At 62.4% G+C, this 14,279-nt stretch carries 13 protein-coding genes; 9 read left to right on the top strand and 4 right to left on the bottom strand.

Going from position 1 to position 14,279, the window contains the following annotated elements; translation table 11 throughout:
• Nucleotides 1-34 precede the first annotated feature (34 nt).
• The 3 genes from ACFSNN_RS36155 to ACFSNN_RS36145 all read left to right on the top strand — a co-directional run bounded on the left by ACFSNN_RS36155 (nucleotide 35) and on the right by ACFSNN_RS36145 (nucleotide 3,604).
• The gene (locus ACFSNN_RS36155) at nucleotides 35-1,351 is read left to right on the top strand and encodes an aspartate aminotransferase family protein (protein WP_166799410.1); all 1,317 of its coding nucleotides are present in this window, start codon (nucleotides 35-37) and stop codon (nucleotides 1,349-1,351) included.
• Nucleotides 1,352-1,541: 190 nt separating this feature from the next.
• Nucleotides 1,542-2,276 (top strand): cupin domain-containing protein, encoded by a 735-nt coding sequence (locus tag ACFSNN_RS36150; protein WP_134463674.1) that lies wholly within the window; start codon nucleotides 1,542-1,544, stop codon nucleotides 2,274-2,276.
• 2 nt (nucleotides 2,277-2,278) lie between these two features.
• Nucleotides 2,279-3,604 carry an NAD(P)/FAD-dependent oxidoreductase gene (locus tag ACFSNN_RS36145; RefSeq protein ID WP_134463672.1) on the top strand — a complete coding sequence of 442 codons (1,326 nt, stop codon included), beginning with the start codon at nucleotides 2,279-2,281 and terminating at the stop codon, nucleotides 3,602-3,604.
• A 265-nt stretch (nucleotides 3,605-3,869) separates the two neighbouring features.
• On the opposite strand, the gene ACFSNN_RS36140 is transcribed toward ACFSNN_RS36145, so the two are convergent.
• Both ACFSNN_RS36140 and ACFSNN_RS36135 read right to left on the bottom strand, forming a co-directional pair.
• On the bottom strand, nucleotides 3,870-5,147 hold the full coding sequence (locus ACFSNN_RS36140; protein WP_134463670.1) for an NAD(P)/FAD-dependent oxidoreductase: 1,278 nt from the start codon (nucleotides 5,145-5,147) through the stop codon (nucleotides 3,870-3,872).
• A 40-nt stretch (nucleotides 5,148-5,187) separates the two neighbouring features.
• Nucleotides 5,188-5,592, bottom strand: a complete 405-nt coding sequence (locus ACFSNN_RS36135) for a RidA family protein (protein ID WP_134463668.1) — start codon at nucleotides 5,590-5,592, stop codon at nucleotides 5,188-5,190.
• Between the two features lie 164 nt (nucleotides 5,593-5,756).
• Between ACFSNN_RS36135 and ACFSNN_RS36130 the strand changes: the two genes are divergently transcribed.
• The gene (locus ACFSNN_RS36130; RefSeq protein WP_134463666.1) at nucleotides 5,757-6,677 is read left to right on the top strand and encodes a LysR substrate-binding domain-containing protein; all 921 of its coding nucleotides are present in this window, start codon (nucleotides 5,757-5,759) and stop codon (nucleotides 6,675-6,677) included.
• A gap of 98 nt (nucleotides 6,678-6,775) precedes the next feature.
• On the opposite strand, the gene ACFSNN_RS36125 is transcribed toward ACFSNN_RS36130, so the two are convergent.
• Nucleotides 6,776-7,654: an aldo/keto reductase family oxidoreductase gene (locus ACFSNN_RS36125; RefSeq protein WP_134463664.1), complete on the bottom strand. Its 879-nt coding sequence runs from the start codon at nucleotides 7,652-7,654 to the stop codon at nucleotides 6,776-6,778.
• Between the two features lie 104 nt (nucleotides 7,655-7,758).
• Between ACFSNN_RS36125 and ACFSNN_RS36120 the strand changes: the two genes are divergently transcribed.
• On the top strand, nucleotides 7,759-8,658 hold the full coding sequence (locus tag ACFSNN_RS36120; protein WP_134463662.1) for a LysR family transcriptional regulator: 900 nt from the start codon (nucleotides 7,759-7,761) through the stop codon (nucleotides 8,656-8,658).
• Between the two features lie 101 nt (nucleotides 8,659-8,759).
• Here the strand turns inward: ACFSNN_RS36120 and ACFSNN_RS36115 are convergent, their stop codons facing one another.
• Nucleotides 8,760-9,119 (bottom strand): response regulator, encoded by a 360-nt coding sequence (locus ACFSNN_RS36115; protein ID WP_244322956.1) that lies wholly within the window; start codon nucleotides 9,117-9,119, stop codon nucleotides 8,760-8,762.
• A 278-nt stretch (nucleotides 9,120-9,397) separates the two neighbouring features.
• Between ACFSNN_RS36115 and ACFSNN_RS36110 the strand changes: the two genes are divergently transcribed.
• From ACFSNN_RS36110 to ACFSNN_RS36095, 4 genes are all read left to right on the top strand, one after another.
• Nucleotides 9,398-10,615, top strand: coding sequence for a sensor histidine kinase (locus ACFSNN_RS36110; RefSeq protein ID WP_134463658.1), 1,218 nt, complete (start codon nucleotides 9,398-9,400; stop codon nucleotides 10,613-10,615).
• A gap of 23 nt (nucleotides 10,616-10,638) precedes the next feature.
• Nucleotides 10,639-11,127, top strand: a complete 489-nt coding sequence (locus ACFSNN_RS36105) for a GNAT family N-acetyltransferase (RefSeq protein ID WP_134463656.1) — start codon at nucleotides 10,639-10,641, stop codon at nucleotides 11,125-11,127.
• A gap of 447 nt (nucleotides 11,128-11,574) precedes the next feature.
• A complete protein-coding gene (locus ACFSNN_RS36100) occupies nucleotides 11,575-13,422 on the top strand; it encodes a S10 family serine carboxypeptidase-like protein (protein ID WP_134463654.1) in 1,848 nt (615 codons plus the stop codon).
• Nucleotides 13,423-13,507: 85 nt separating this feature from the next.
• A complete protein-coding gene (locus ACFSNN_RS36095; RefSeq protein WP_244322955.1) occupies nucleotides 13,508-13,900 on the top strand; it encodes a 2-oxoglutarate dehydrogenase in 393 nt (130 codons plus the stop codon).
• The last annotated feature ends 379 nt before the right edge of the window (nucleotides 13,901-14,279 follow it).

Genomic DNA, 14,279 nt, shown 5'->3' with positions numbered 1-14,279 from the left:
TAGCAGCCAATCCCACGACGCCCTGCGCGGCGACATGCCGAACGGCTTCGATCCGGCGTCGCTCGATCACCTCGACGCCGGCACGCAACGGCACATTGCGCGCCGCTTACGGCTGCTCAGTCCGTCGTATCGATTGTTCTATGCCGAGCCCGTCAAGATCGTGCGCGGCGAGAAGGTCTATCTGTACGACGACCAGGGCAACGACTATCTCGATGCCTACAACAACGTCGTCTGCGTCGGGCATGCCAATCCGCGCATCGTCGATGCCGTCACCCGCCAGCTGTCGACGCTCTGCACGCATACCCGCTACATGCAGGAGCCGATCCTCGACTACGCCGAGGACCTGCTCTCGACGTTCAACACGTCGATCCGCGCGGGCCAGATGATGTTCACCTGCACCGGCTCCGAGGCCAACGACCTGGCCACGCGCATCGCGATGCAGTACACCGGCAAGACCGGCGTGATCGTGACCAGCGAGGCCTATCACGGCAATTCGCATCTCACCTCGAGCTTTTCGCCGTCGCTGGGCCGCAGGGCCTTGCTAGGCCCTTACGTGCGCACGGTGCCGGCTCCCGACTCGTACAGGGTGCCGCCGTCGGAGATTGGCCAGCGCATGGCCGCACAGGTTGAGATGCAGATCGAGGACATCCGCCGTCACGGCGGCGGTCTGGCGGCGTTTATCGCCGATTCATTCTTCTCGTCGGATGGCGTGTTCGCCCACCCGACCGAGGTACTCGCACCGGTAGCCGAGGTGGTGCGCCGCGCCGGCGGCCTGTTCATCGCGGACGAGGTGCAGTCCGGCTTCGGGCGCAGCGGTACGCATATGTGGGGGCATGAGCGCCATGGCGTCGTGCCCGACATCGTCACGCTCGGCAAACCGATGGGTAACGGCTATCCGGTGGCGGGCCTGGTCGTGCGCCCCGAGGTCGTCGCCGGCTTCGGGCAGGACATGCGTTACTTCAACACCTTCGGCGGCAATTCGGTCGCGATCGCGGCCGCGCAGGCCACGCTCGACGTGCTGCGCGACGAACACGTGCCCGACAACGCGCAGCGGGTCGGCGCGATCCTGTTCGAGGGCTTGAACGCACTGGCGAGGAAATACGAATGCATCGGCGACGTGCGCGGCACGGGCCTGTATTTCGGCGTCGAGATCGTGCGTGACCGCGCGAAGAAGGACACCGACATCGCGACGGCACTCAAGATCGTCAACGGCTTGCGCCAGCGGCGCGTGCTGATTTCCGCGACCGGGCCGGACGCGAGTGTGCTGAAGATCCGCCCGCCGCTGGTCTTTGGCGCTAACGATGCCGACCGCCTGTTGACGGAGTTGGATACGGTGCTTGCCGCACTGTGATCGCCGATAACTGGCATCACGCGAGCACGTTGTACGCGCAGAAGTCCCGGCAGTGCACCAGGTCCCCGACAAGCGTTTCTGCATTAACCGGCATTTAACGTCCGCTTGTTGGAGGGTTAATCATCCGGAGAGGCTCGCGCCGCATAATTGCAGGCACGAATCATCATCCGCGCAATTCATAGGAGTAGACGTGACCACAGCATTCGTATTGCACCGCATTGAAGGTGCGCCTGTTTCGACCTCCTTCCGCAGGGCAGGTTTCGGTCAGAACGATCCCTTCGCACGCCATCGCGAGATCGCATGGGAAGGACCGGACTCGATGGCCGCGGGTCGTGTCAGCTTCATCGGCGAGCTCGACGTGGCGAGTTTTCCCCACATCGAAACCATCGTCGTCATGGAAGGCTCGCTCACACTCGAAGCGGCCGGCATGGCGCCGCTGGTGCTGGGCCCGCAAGAAGGCGCGGTGATCGGCAAGGGTACCGCGCTTCGCTTCATGGCCCAATCGCGCGCGCTATTCGTGTTCTGCGCCGCGGCCAGCAAGAGGCCGACGAAGACAGGCCTTGTCCCGTTGCGCGCGGAAGCCGACTTCAAGCCATCCGCAACGCTTCCAGCAGAGGTACTGCTGGGCCCGGCTCCCGAATGCCGCAGCGATAACGTCTTCACCGACGACGACGCGCAGTACAAAGCGGGTACGTGGGATTCGACGCCTTACCATCGGATCATCCGCCCGCATCGCGTCAATGAGTTCATGCATCTTCTGGCCGGCGGCGTGCGATTCGCCGAGCCTGACGGCAGCGTGCTGTCGCTCGGCGCCGGCGACGCACTCTTCGTGCCGCAGGGTGCGTCGATCGGATGGGAAAGCAGCGAACGCGTGGCGAAGTTCTACGTTACGCAAACCGTCCAGGCTCCAGTCGAACGAAATTGATCATGTCCCCTCCGCTGACTCACATTCAAACATCGCCCACGCTGCCTGCCGCCGCCGACGTGGTCGTGATCGGAGGCGGCATCATCGGTGTCTTTGCTGCCTATTACATGGCCCAGCGCGGCGTTTCAGTCGCCCTGGTCGAGAAGGGAAGAATTGGCGCCGAGCAGTCGAGCCGCAATTGGGGCTGGTGCCGACAGCAAAACCGCGACGAGCGTGAATTGCCGATCGCAAGCAAGAGCCTCGATCTTTGGGAACGATTTGCCGTCGAATCCGGTGAGGACACGGGGTTTCATCGCTGCGGGCTGTTGTATCTGAGCAATGACGATGCGGAGCTGGCCCGTTGGGCGAGTTGGGGCGATTTTGCCAAGACGGCGGGCGTGACGACCTACCTGCTCGATAGCAAGCAAGCCGCCGAGCGCGGGAAGGCGACGGGGCGGCCCTGGAAAGGCGGCGTCTTCTCGCCCAGCGACGGCACGGCGGACCCCGCGAAAGCCGCGCCCGCCGTGGCAACCGCGCTCATGAAGCTGGGGGGCAGCGTGACCCAGCACTGCGCGGCGCGCGGCATCGAACTGGAGGGCGGCCGGGTCTGCGGCGTCGTCACGGAAGCCGGAGTCATCAAGACCCGGACAGTCGTGCTTGCCGGCGGCGCGTGGGCGTCCGCATTCTGCCGCCAACTCGGCATCCGCTTTCCCCAGGCATCGATCCGCCAGTCTATCCTTAGCGTCTCGCCTGTCGAGACTCCCTTGCCGGATGCGTTGTTCACTTCCGGCGTATCGATCACTCGCCGAACCGATGGACGCTACGCATTGGCGATCAGCGGACGCGCGCGCGTGGACGTGACGCCGCAGTTCCTGCGATTCGCCCCGCAATTCGTGCCCATGTTCGCCAAGCGTTGGCGCAGCCTTCTTCCGGGCGGACTGGAAGGCGTGCGCGGCGGTCATGAGACGCTCAAGCGGTGGCAGCTCGACGCGCCCACGCCCATGGAGCGGGTACGCATTCTGGATCCGAAACCCGACATGCCTACCGTGAGGGAAACGCATCGCCGCGCCATCGAACTGCTGCCCGAACTTGGCAACGCGAAAATCACACACGCGTGGGCAGGTTTCGTCGACAGCACACCCGACGGCGTGCCGGGTATCGGCGAAGTGCCGGGCGTACCCGGATTGATCCTGGCCGCGGGCTTTTCCGGTCACGGGTTCGGGATCGGGCCCGGCGCAGGACATCTGATCGCGGATCTGGCCACCGCTGCGGCGCCGATCGTCGATCCTATCCCCTATCGGCCTGCCCGATTTGCCGACTCGGCATGGGGCAAGGTCGCTGACTTTTAGAAGGGCGGGAGGCGCGGCTACTGCAAAAGCGTCGTGCCACCTGGAGGGTGAGCACGGCAGTGCGCATGATGCGTTCTCAACTAAGTTTCGGATTCCGTAGGTTTCCAATCCGAGTCTTTTTACCAAACTAATGGCATCGAGTTTGCAGCGTTATCACGTCAGGCGCGGCGGCCCCTCAATCGTAGAACCGGAGTGTCGACTTGACCTCCATGTACTCTTCCATGCCTTCGATCCCGTGCTCCCGGCCGTTGGCGACCGGGTGAAGTCATTGCAGCGTGTCCTTGAGCCGGTACCATGCGCCCACGAAAGGCAAAAACCACGGCTTGCCGAAGTGCCCCGGAATAGCGGGCCAGTCGAAGTCCTTCCACGGATTGAGATCGGCGCGTCCGTCCATGATCTCCGCCATCAGCGTACCCATCAGCGTGGCCATGTGCGTGCCGTGTCCGCTATAGCCCATCGAGTAGTACATGCCGTCTCGCTCACCCGCGCGCGGCAGGCGATTGGCCGTCATGTCGACCATGCCGCCCCAGCAATAGTCGATGCGCGCGTCGGCCAATTCGGGAAACACGGCGATCATCTGCTGCCGCAAGATCATTCCGCTTTTTTCGTCCGAGCGGGGGTTCGACGCCGCGAAGCGCGCGCGACCGCCGAACAATATCCGGTTGTCGGGCGTGACGCGAAAGAAGTTGACGAAGTTTTTCGTGTCGGTGGCCATCCGGCGCGTCGGCAGCAGCTGATCGAGCCGTTGCGTCGGCAAAGGTTCGGTGACGATGATGAACGCCCCCACCGGCACGATTCGGCGCCGGATCCAGCCGAACGGTCCCAGTTGCGAGATGCCGCTCGCCAACAGCACTTGCGGTGCGCGGATTTCTCCGCGCGGTGTTCGCGCCACATAGGCGTCGCCGGATTCTCTTCGTAAATCCAGAACCGGCGCATGCTCCAGAATCTGCGCGCCGCGCGCCTGCGCAGCCGTCGCGAGACCACGGACATAGCGGCCCACATGCATCCCGGCGCTCTTCTCGAAGATCAACCCGCCGTGATAGCGGTCCGAGCCGATCTCGTCGCGAAGCTCCGCCTTCGTCACGAGACGCGTATCGGGGTCCACGCCCGCGGCGAGCAACGCCTGACTTCGCGCGAGCTTGTCGAAATGCTCCGGCTTCGCCGCGAGCTTGAGCTTGCCTCTACGAACGAAATCGCAATCGATCGACTCTTCCCTGACCAGCCGCTCGACCGTGTCGACCCCTGCGTCGAACGCGAGATACAGCCGGTTGGCCAATTCCACGCCGATCCGCTGCGAGAGCGAAGCGTAATCCTGTGCGAAGCCGTTGTTGCACATGCCGCCGTTGCGGCCCGACGCCGCCTGCCCCACGGTGCCCGCCTCGCAGACAACGACGCGCGCGCCTTTCTTGGCGAGCGCCAATGCAGCCGCCGAGCCGGTGATCCCGCCGCCCACCACGACCACGTCGCAGCGTCCGTCATGCAGATCAGGCGCATTGCCGACAAATGGCTCGGCCGTCTCCAGCCAGTAAGAACTAAAACGCATTGCACTCTCCAACGCTGGCGCACCGATTCGATCGGACCGACTAGACACAAGCCACCGCTTCGACCTCGATCTTCAGACCGAAGTGCAGCGCAGGAACCGGGACCACCGCGCGTGCGGGTCTCGCCGCTCCGGCCCAGCGCGCATAAATCTCATTGAAGGTCGGCCAATACTCGATATCGACGATATACACACGAACCTGGACCAGTTTCGTGACGTCGCTGCCCGCGCCGGCCAGCGCCGTAGCGAGATTGGCCAACACCTGCCCTGCCTGCGCTTCGAAAGGCTTGTCTGTGAGTTTTCGTCCTGTCGGATCGATCGGCAACTGCCCCGAGACGAAAACCATCCTGTTGGCTATCGAGACGTGGCTGTAGTGGCCGCCAGGCGGCGTCAGTCCCTCGGGGTTCATCGTCCTCGGGCACTGCTCACTACGTTCACGTTTATCCATGGGGAGCGCTCATAGGGGTAGGAAGTCTGCCTGCCGCTGCCGGGACAAAGCCGGATAGCGGCGGCATTGGCGGGTTTTACAAAGCCTCATTACGTGAGCCACTATAGGAAAAATAATATTTCCCGTGTTTAATATTCAATGAATTCCTCATTAACAGGTGCTTAATGCTCCGATTAGAAGACATGCAACTGCTCCGCGCGCTCGGTGCGTCGCAATCGCTTGCCGCGGCCGCAAGGCTGCTGGATCTCACGCCGCCCGCGGTCACGGTGCGGCTTCAGCGCATCGAGGAGCGTATGGGAGTGCGTCTTGCCACGCGCGCGGCCAGGGGAATTTCCCTCACTGACGAGGGGCAGCGGCTTATTCAGGAGGCCATCGACATTCTCGAGAGGATCGAGTCGATTCCTTCCCGCATTTCCGGAGAGGCGGCTGGCGTGAGCGGCCAGTTGCGCGTCGTGGCGCCGTTTGGGTTCGGTCGCGAATATGTCGGGCCGCTGGTTCGCGATCTGCATCGCTCGCATCCGAACCTCGCGATTTCGCTCATCCTGGTTGAGAGTCCGCTCGCCGCCGCGTCAGGCGCGGACGTCGTCATTTCCATCGGCCACATCAAACGTTCGTCCTGGGTAGGACATTTTCTGGCGCCGAACGACCGCTTCCTGTGTGCGAGCCCCGCCTTGGCGCGCGGCCTGTCGAAGCTCAAGCACCCGTCCGAGCTGACCCTGCACGCCTACCTGACCTTGCGAGAGAACGATGAAGACGTGACACGTCTGCGTTTCACTCAACACGATGCAGCGGGCAAACGGACGAGCAAAGCCGTCGCGGTTCGGTTGAGCAGCGCATTGTCTTCGAACGACGGTACCGTTGTAAGGGATTGGGCGCTGGACGGTCTGGGCGTCGTCGCGCGATCCGAATGGGATTGCGCCCGGCTGATTGCGGAGGGAAAGCTCAAGCGCGTGCTGCCTGCGTGGCGCCTCGAACCCGCACCGGTCATTGCCCTCACGCCCACGCGGCAGGGGCTGACGATCCGTCAGCGCGTGTTTTTGGAAGCCGCGAAACGAGCCTTCGATCCAGCGCCCTGGCGGAAATGATCTCCCGGTTGATACCGGTGGAACATCGGTTCTGTCGCGTCAGGGATAACAGGCCGATCATGACGCCGCATGCACAGGATTCCTTGTGTGATCGGCGACTAGAACTGTGTGGCACCGCCGATCGCATCCAGTTCCGCGCACACCTGGGCGGACAATTTCAATTGCGACGCCTGCAGGTTTTCACGCAGATGCCCGACGCTCGACGTGCCGGGGATCAGCAGAATGTTAGCTGAGCGCTGCAACAGCCAGGCGAGCGCCACTTGCATCGGCGTCGCGCCGAGTGTTTGTGCAATCTCCGACAGCGCCGACGACTGAATCGGCGTGAATCCGCCCAGCGGGAAAAACGGCACGTACGCGATGCCCGCCTCCGCGAGTTGGCCGATCAATACGTCGTCGTGCCGATGAACCAGGTTGTAGTGGTTCTGCACGCAGACGATCTCCGCGATGCGCCGCGCCTCCTCGATCTGCGTCGCCGTCACGTTGCTCAAGCCGATATGGCGCACGATCCCACGTTGTTGCAGTTCGGCCAGCGCCGTGACCTGCTTTTCGATCGACCCTTCGGCAGGCGCGTGAATATCGCCCATGGCCCGCATGTTGACGACTTCGAGCGCGTCGAGACCGAGATTGCGCAGGTTATCGTGCACGCCGCGCTCGATGTCGTCTGGTTCGAACGCCGGCAGCCACGCGCCGTCGCTGCCGCGCACCGCACCCACCTTGGTGACGATCACGAGGTCGCCGGGATAAGGATGCAGCGCTTCGCGGATCAACTGGTTGGTAATGTGCGGCCCGTAAAAATCGCTCGTATCGATGTGATTGACGCCCGACGCCACCGCTTCGCGCAGCACCGCGAGCGCCGCGTCGCGATCCTTCGGCGGACCGAATACGCCGGGGCCGGCCAGTTGCATGGCGCCGTAGCCCATGCGGCGCACGAGGTGGCCGGCGAGCGGGAAGGTATCCGTAGTGCTGGGATTCGACATGACGCGCTCCTAGGTAAGTGGTTGAACGCAAGTATGGACCGGGTTGCACCGTTGAATAAAGCCGTCTAACGTGTACGGGTTGTTCAACATTCTGCACAATCGCCATGGAACTGAATGATCTCGCTGCCTTCGTCTCAGTCACCCGCGCGGGCGGCTTTCGCGACGCGGCGCGCATGGGCGGCGTGTCGGCGTCGAGTCTGAGTATCGCCGTGCGCCGCCTCGAAGCCAGGCTCGGCTTGCGCCTGCTCAACCGCACCACGCGCAGCGTGGCGCCGACCGAGGCCGGCTTGCGACTCATCGAGAAGCTGACGCCGCTCTTCAGCGAAATGGAAGCGGCGCTGGACGTGCTGAACGTGTTCCGGGACAAACCGGCCGGCACGCTCAAACTCAACGTGCCGTCGAGCGCCGCGCGCATCGTTTTGCCGGGCATCGTCGCCGCGTTCCTGAAGACGTATCCCGACATCCGCGTCGAGGTCGTGGTCGAGGATGGCTTCGTCGACGTGCTGTCGATCGGCTGCGACGCCGGCATTCGCTACGACGAGCGGCTCGAGCAGGACATGATCGCGATTCCGATCGGACCGCGCGTGCAACGTTTCGCCACGGCGGCGGCGCCGGGCTATCTCGACACGCACGGACGTCCCGACCATCCGAGCGAGTTGCTTTCGCACGCGTGCCTGCGCGGTCAATTCGCCGGCGGCGCCATGCCGATCTGGTATTTCGAGCGCGACGGCGAAGTCTTGCAGCTGAATCCATCGGGGCCGCTGCTGGTGCGGCCGGGCGCGGCGATCGATCTCGCGGTGAGCGCGGCCGTCGCGGGCGTGGGTGTCGTTCACCTGTTCGAAGACCTGCTGCGCCCGCATCTCGACAGCGGCGCGCTGGAGCCGATTCTGGAGCCGTGGTGGCAGCGTTTTTCGGGCCCGTTTCTCTACTATCCGGGGCGTCGTCATTTGCCGGCGCCGTTGCGCGCGTTCGTGGATTTTTTAAAGGCGATCAATTCCGACTGATGCAGCGACGCGAAACTCACAGGGCGATATTGCCGGTCGCTGAGCCAAACGACATACGCGGCTCGGAATAAATTGCCCGTTGCACTGCGAGCCGTCAGTAGCTAATGCCGTTGCTTGCACAATTGCGCGACCGTCGTCAGAAAGAGTGTCGCGCCAACAGGCTTTCTCAGGCAGACATCCCAATTCTTGCCCGCGCCCTCGTTTGGCGGAACGGAGGTATGGACGAGAATCGGCACATTAGCGAGCGCCGGTATCGCTTTCAGCCGTCGGCACAACTCGGCGCCGTCCATAAGCGGCATCATCCAGTCGGTGATGATCAAGGCCGGTACACAGGCCACGGCTTGCGCGACCGCTTCCACGCCGTTGCTCGCGCAACCGACTTCATAGCCTTCGTTTTCGAGTATCAGGCGCCACGCCGCGAGGATTTCCGGCTCATCGTCCACCAGCAGGATTGAGTGCATCAGGGGCCGCCGAACGTCCGCGTAGACGGTATTGTCTACCCTTTCGATAGCTACGCAAAAGGTGTTCCACTCCCCGCGGTTCCGGCGATAATGATCGCGAATAATCGGCTGCCACGACCTTCCGGAGCACGTGAGGGCGAAACGCTGGCCGGACCGGCCTTCAAGTGACGTCAGCCTCGACTACATGCCTGCCAGACCGCGATGCGAGTCGGGTCCGGCGCGCCCGAGTGCTGCGAGCCCCTTGTAGTGTTGTAGAAACTTCATCCCACTGCGCCATCATGACCGAAACACGTGTTAGCCCGTTGCGCAATTTTGCCGACTTCGTCCGCGCGGAGCGGACCCGACTGACCGAGCAATGGATGAATGCCGTATTCGGCGACACCGATCTCGTCGAAGCGGACAAACTCACTTACCAGCAACTCGCGGATCATTTGCCGGAAATTCTCGACGGACTGTGCGCGGCACTCGATGTCGAAGACCTCGAACGGGTCGAGACAGCCATCGAGCGCAATGCGAGAAAGCATGGCGAGGTGCGCTGGCGCCAAGGCTATCGCATCGAGGAACTCGTGCGCGAGCTCGATCTCTTTCATCAGGTGCTCGCCGCGGCGCTCGAGGAATTCGCCGCGCTCGACAGCACGTTCACGCGCCGCCATGAAAGCCGGGCACGGCGCCTGATCGCCGAAACGTTCAGCATGGTGACGCTCACGTCGATCAAGCAGGTGGTGAGTGAACGGGACCGCAAGATCGACGAGTACACCGGCCGGCTCGAGCGCGCCAATCACGAACTGGTGCTGAAGCAGCGGCTGGTGAGCGATCTGTACGAGTCGCGCATGCAGATCACGCGCAGCGTGGTCCATGATCTGCGCAACTTTCTGAACGCGTTTTCCATCGCGTTGCAATTGATCGCGCGCGTGCCGGCAAAAGCCGATACGGCGTTGTCGCTGGCAAACCGCCAGGCCACGGACATGAAACAGCTCGTCGATCAGATGGTCGAGTATTCCGTGGTGCTCGGCGACGGTGCCCCGCTCGCACTCGAACAGGTCGACCCGCGCGAGTTGTTCGAGGAACTCGTCACCTCGTCGCGTCCGTCGATCGAAGCAAAAGGACTCACATTGCGCGCGGTGTTCGATCCGGCGTTGACCGCCGTCACGTCCAATCGTCTCAAGCTCAAACAGATCGCCGTCAATCTGCTCTCCAACGCGACCAAGTACACGAAGTCGGGGCAAATCGAACTGAACTTCGCGATGGCCGGTGCAGAGCATTGGTCGATGTGCGTCGCGGATACCGGCGTGGGCATAGCGCCATCGGATGCGGACCGCGTCTTCGACGAATTCGAGCGCGCCGCCGGCGACGATATTCCCGGCACGGGCCTCGGTCTCGCCATCGTCAAGGAATTGTGCCGCGTGTTGAACGGGCACATCGATTTCGTTTCGCGCGAAGGTGTGGGCACCAGGTTCGAAATACGCTTCCCGTTGGTGCTGGCGCAAGCGCAATAGGACCGCGCGGTCAACGAACACCCATGATCCAGATCACCACCGCCGAATTCCCGCGGCAACTGGAAACGGTCCGGGCCATCTTCCGCGAATATGCCGGGAGCCTCGACGTCGATCTCGGCTTCCAGAACTTCGAATCCGAACTCGCCGGCTTGCCTGGCAAATTCGCCGCGCCGCGCGGCCGGATGCTTCTCGCGTACCACCGGGAAGAACTGATTGGCTGCGTCGCCATGCGGCCTCTCGACGACACCACGTGCGAAATGAAGCGGCTTTATGTCCGTCCATCGGGACGCGGTTTGGGGGCCGGCAGGCAATTGGCAACGCGGATTTGCGATATCGCGAGAGAAGCGAGATATCACCGCATTCGTCTCGACTCGCTGCCGACCATGCAGGCGGCGCTCGATCTTTACGCATCGCTAGGTTTCGCACGGATTCCGGCCTACGTCTTCAATCCGATTGCCGGCGCGATATATCTGGAGCGCAATCTGATTCGCCCGGAAAATCAATCGAGCTGATCGGCCAATGCTGCAACGATTGCTCATTACATTTAGCAAACAATAACTTTAATTCTGTAATAAATAATCAGCGAATTAATTGCGCCGTGAAGTCCGTGCGCACTTACTTTTGCATGAATCTACGCATGGCTTTGCAAAGCCCTTATTACGGAAATTCGTCGCGTCCTTGACAAAAGACGACAACGTCATCTATTTTTTATTTGCCGCCAATATACGAATATTCGATTGCGGAAAAACATACCGAAGATAACCCGTATATCCAATCACAATACTTAGTTATTCTACGCATCCAGCATAGCCGGCAAAATGGCAATGAATTTTTAAGCAAGTTGGTCTCCACCGCCATGTTGCGGCGATGCATCCAGAATAATTCGAACTCCGATGCATCTCCATCCACAACGGGCGGCCTTTGTAAAAAGGTATCTGAATCCACCACCGAGGATAGAGATGAAACGAGACGAGCGTTTTCGAGGCAACCGCCCTTCCCGTCAGCGCAGGCTGCCGGCTCCGGGAGCTCTGGCAATGACAATTGCTGCAACGGCCATGCTGCTCGGCGGTTGCGGCGGCGGGGACGGCGGTTCGTCCTCCGGCACGGCGGTGAGCATGCAGCAGACCGCTGCGAATCAACAACTCAGCGCGCAAGCGGCCTCGCAGCCACAAGCGTCGACCGCCAATCAGACCTTGATCGACCTCGTCGCCTATTCCACGAAGCCCAACGACGGCCTCGCGCCCGCGCAGGCTTCGGAAAAGGCGGCGGTCATGCACTATCAGTGGACGTTCGGCAGGACGCCGATCAACTACACCACCACCACCGGCCATCTGACAGCCGCCGACGCGAGCGGCAACCCGGAAGCGACGATGTCTTATGTGGCATACACCGCACCGGGCGCGAACGGCGCGGCGCGCCCCATCACGTTCGTCTATAACGGCGGCCCGGGCTCTTCGTCGATCTGGCTGCGGCTCGGCTCATTCGCACCGACGCGCGTGGCTACGCCCGACCCGCTGTTCGGCAACTGGCCGAACTATGCGCTCGTCGATAACCAGGACAGCCTGATCGACACCACGGACATGGTCTTCATCGACCCGCCGGGCACCGGGCTTTCCGAAGCGATTCAGCCGAACAGGAACAAGCAGTACTGGACGACCGACGCGGACGTCAACATCATGCGCGACTTCATCCAGCGGTATCTGGCGGTCAACAATCGCAGCAGTTCGCCGATCTATCTGTATGGCGAGTCGTACGGCACGCCGCGTACCGACATGCTGGCGCTCGCGCTCGAATCCGCCGGCGTGCATCTGACCGGCATCGTCCTGCAATCTGCAATCCTGAACTATTTCTCGGATGCGATCGAAGCCGTCGCCATTACCGGTTCATCGGAGGAACTGGCGCTCGATACCGATACGCTGGCAGGTTACTTCCCAGGCTACGCGGCGGTTGCGGCGTACTACAACCAGGCCTCGCCAGCACCGCTCAATCTGGATCTTTATGCGTTGCAAACGAGCCTTTTCGTCACGGCGGAATACAAGAAGTTCAGGCGCTACTCGCAGTCGTGGGTGCTCAGCCAGCTCGGCATACCCGGCGCGTTGGGCAAGCCCGTCTTCCCCAACGCGAACACGCTCGAGTCGTGGACCTTGCCGTCGGGTTTGACCGTGCAGGCCTTGCAGGGCTACTTCAACCGCGATCCATTCTCGACGAGCCTGCTGCCCGGCACGACGATCGGCCGCTATGACGGGCGCGTGTCGCTGCCCAATTCGGATCCACGTCTGCAAAGCGATTCCGATCCGTCCGACATCCTGATCTCGCAGCCGTTCACCACGGCGCTCGCCACCCAGATGCCGGACTATCTCGGCTACACGGCGCCGAACGCGACCTATATGCCGCTCAACGACAGAATCATCGAGCTCTGGGATTTCTCGCACGACGGGCAAGCGTTGCCCGACACGATTCCCGACCTGCTCGGCGCGCTGACGCTCAATCCGCAACTCAGGGTGCTCTCGGAAAACGGCTTCCATGATCTGGCCACGCCGTTCTTCAATACCGAGAAACAGTTGGCGCGACTGCAGACCGTGCCCGGCCTGAACCCTGATTTGCAGGTCAATTTCTTCCAGGGTGGTCACATGATCTATCTCGACGACGTCGCCCGTCCGCTCATGAAGCGCGATCTCGTGCGTTTCTATCGCGGCACGCCGTTGCCCGATGCGCTGGCGCTGTGGACGCTGCCGGCGCCATGGCCCGACGAAAGTCCCGCCAGCGAGCCGACCGCTACCGCCACGGCGCAAGTGACGTCGCCCTGATGGAGCCTTTCATGGACACCTGCGCGAAGCCGGTCGGATAAACCCCGTTCGCGCTACCCTATTCACTCAACCCATGCGAGTCATCATGTCTCTTATCGAAAAGTTGCGGCGTGTCGCCCCATTGATCGCGCTCGGCTGCCTGGTCGGCAACGCGTACGCGTTGCCGCCGCAAGCGGTGGCGCCCGCGACTCCGCCTGCCGGCGCACACGGCGTGGACGGTCCGTTCTTTCCGCAGAATCGTGCGGCGCCGATCGCGCCGTCGACCGGCACGGAATTGCAGCAGCAGGCGCAACAACGGCTCGAAGCACGTCTTGGGGCAAATTCGGCGCTCAGCAATGGCGCCTCGGTCACGAAAGCGCAGGCACAGACCCAAGGTCTCGGCTTCGTGGCCAAGCACTTCGATCAGATCGACGCAGCCCATAAAGGCAGCGTGACGCTGAGCGACGTCAGGCAGTATTTGCAGCAGCAAGGCCGCTAAGCCGGCAAGTCACTACGCCACGCAACGCGAAGAGCGCTTCCGGTTCTGCAACCGGAAGCGCTCTTTTTTCGTAGCATGAGTGCGTTGCGTGACGTGGCCCAAGTGCCATGAGCGCTGTGAATGACGTGAGTGCCGCGATTGCCGCGAGTACCAACCACAACGCTACTCCGCCCTCGCGCCACCCCTCGACAAACATCCGCTCATCGCGCCGCCTCTGTCGCTCAGCCCGCGCACCACCACCTCCGATGATTTGCCATCACGTCTCGCCAATTCCGCAAGATCGAGCAACGCGGCGTAGCGAGCAGAGCACTCCTGTGACGACTCACTCGCTCCACGTGTATCGGTTGGCACGACGAAGCGGCTCATCGCAATGGCCACG

The organism is Paraburkholderia dipogonis, from assembly GCF_042680985.1.
In the GTDB taxonomy this organism is placed as follows: domain Bacteria; phylum Pseudomonadota; class Gammaproteobacteria; order Burkholderiales; family Burkholderiaceae; genus Paraburkholderia; species Paraburkholderia phytofirmans.
The sequence above is the reverse complement of the archived record's forward strand: the minus strand, read 5'-3'. Positions and strand labels throughout refer to the sequence as shown.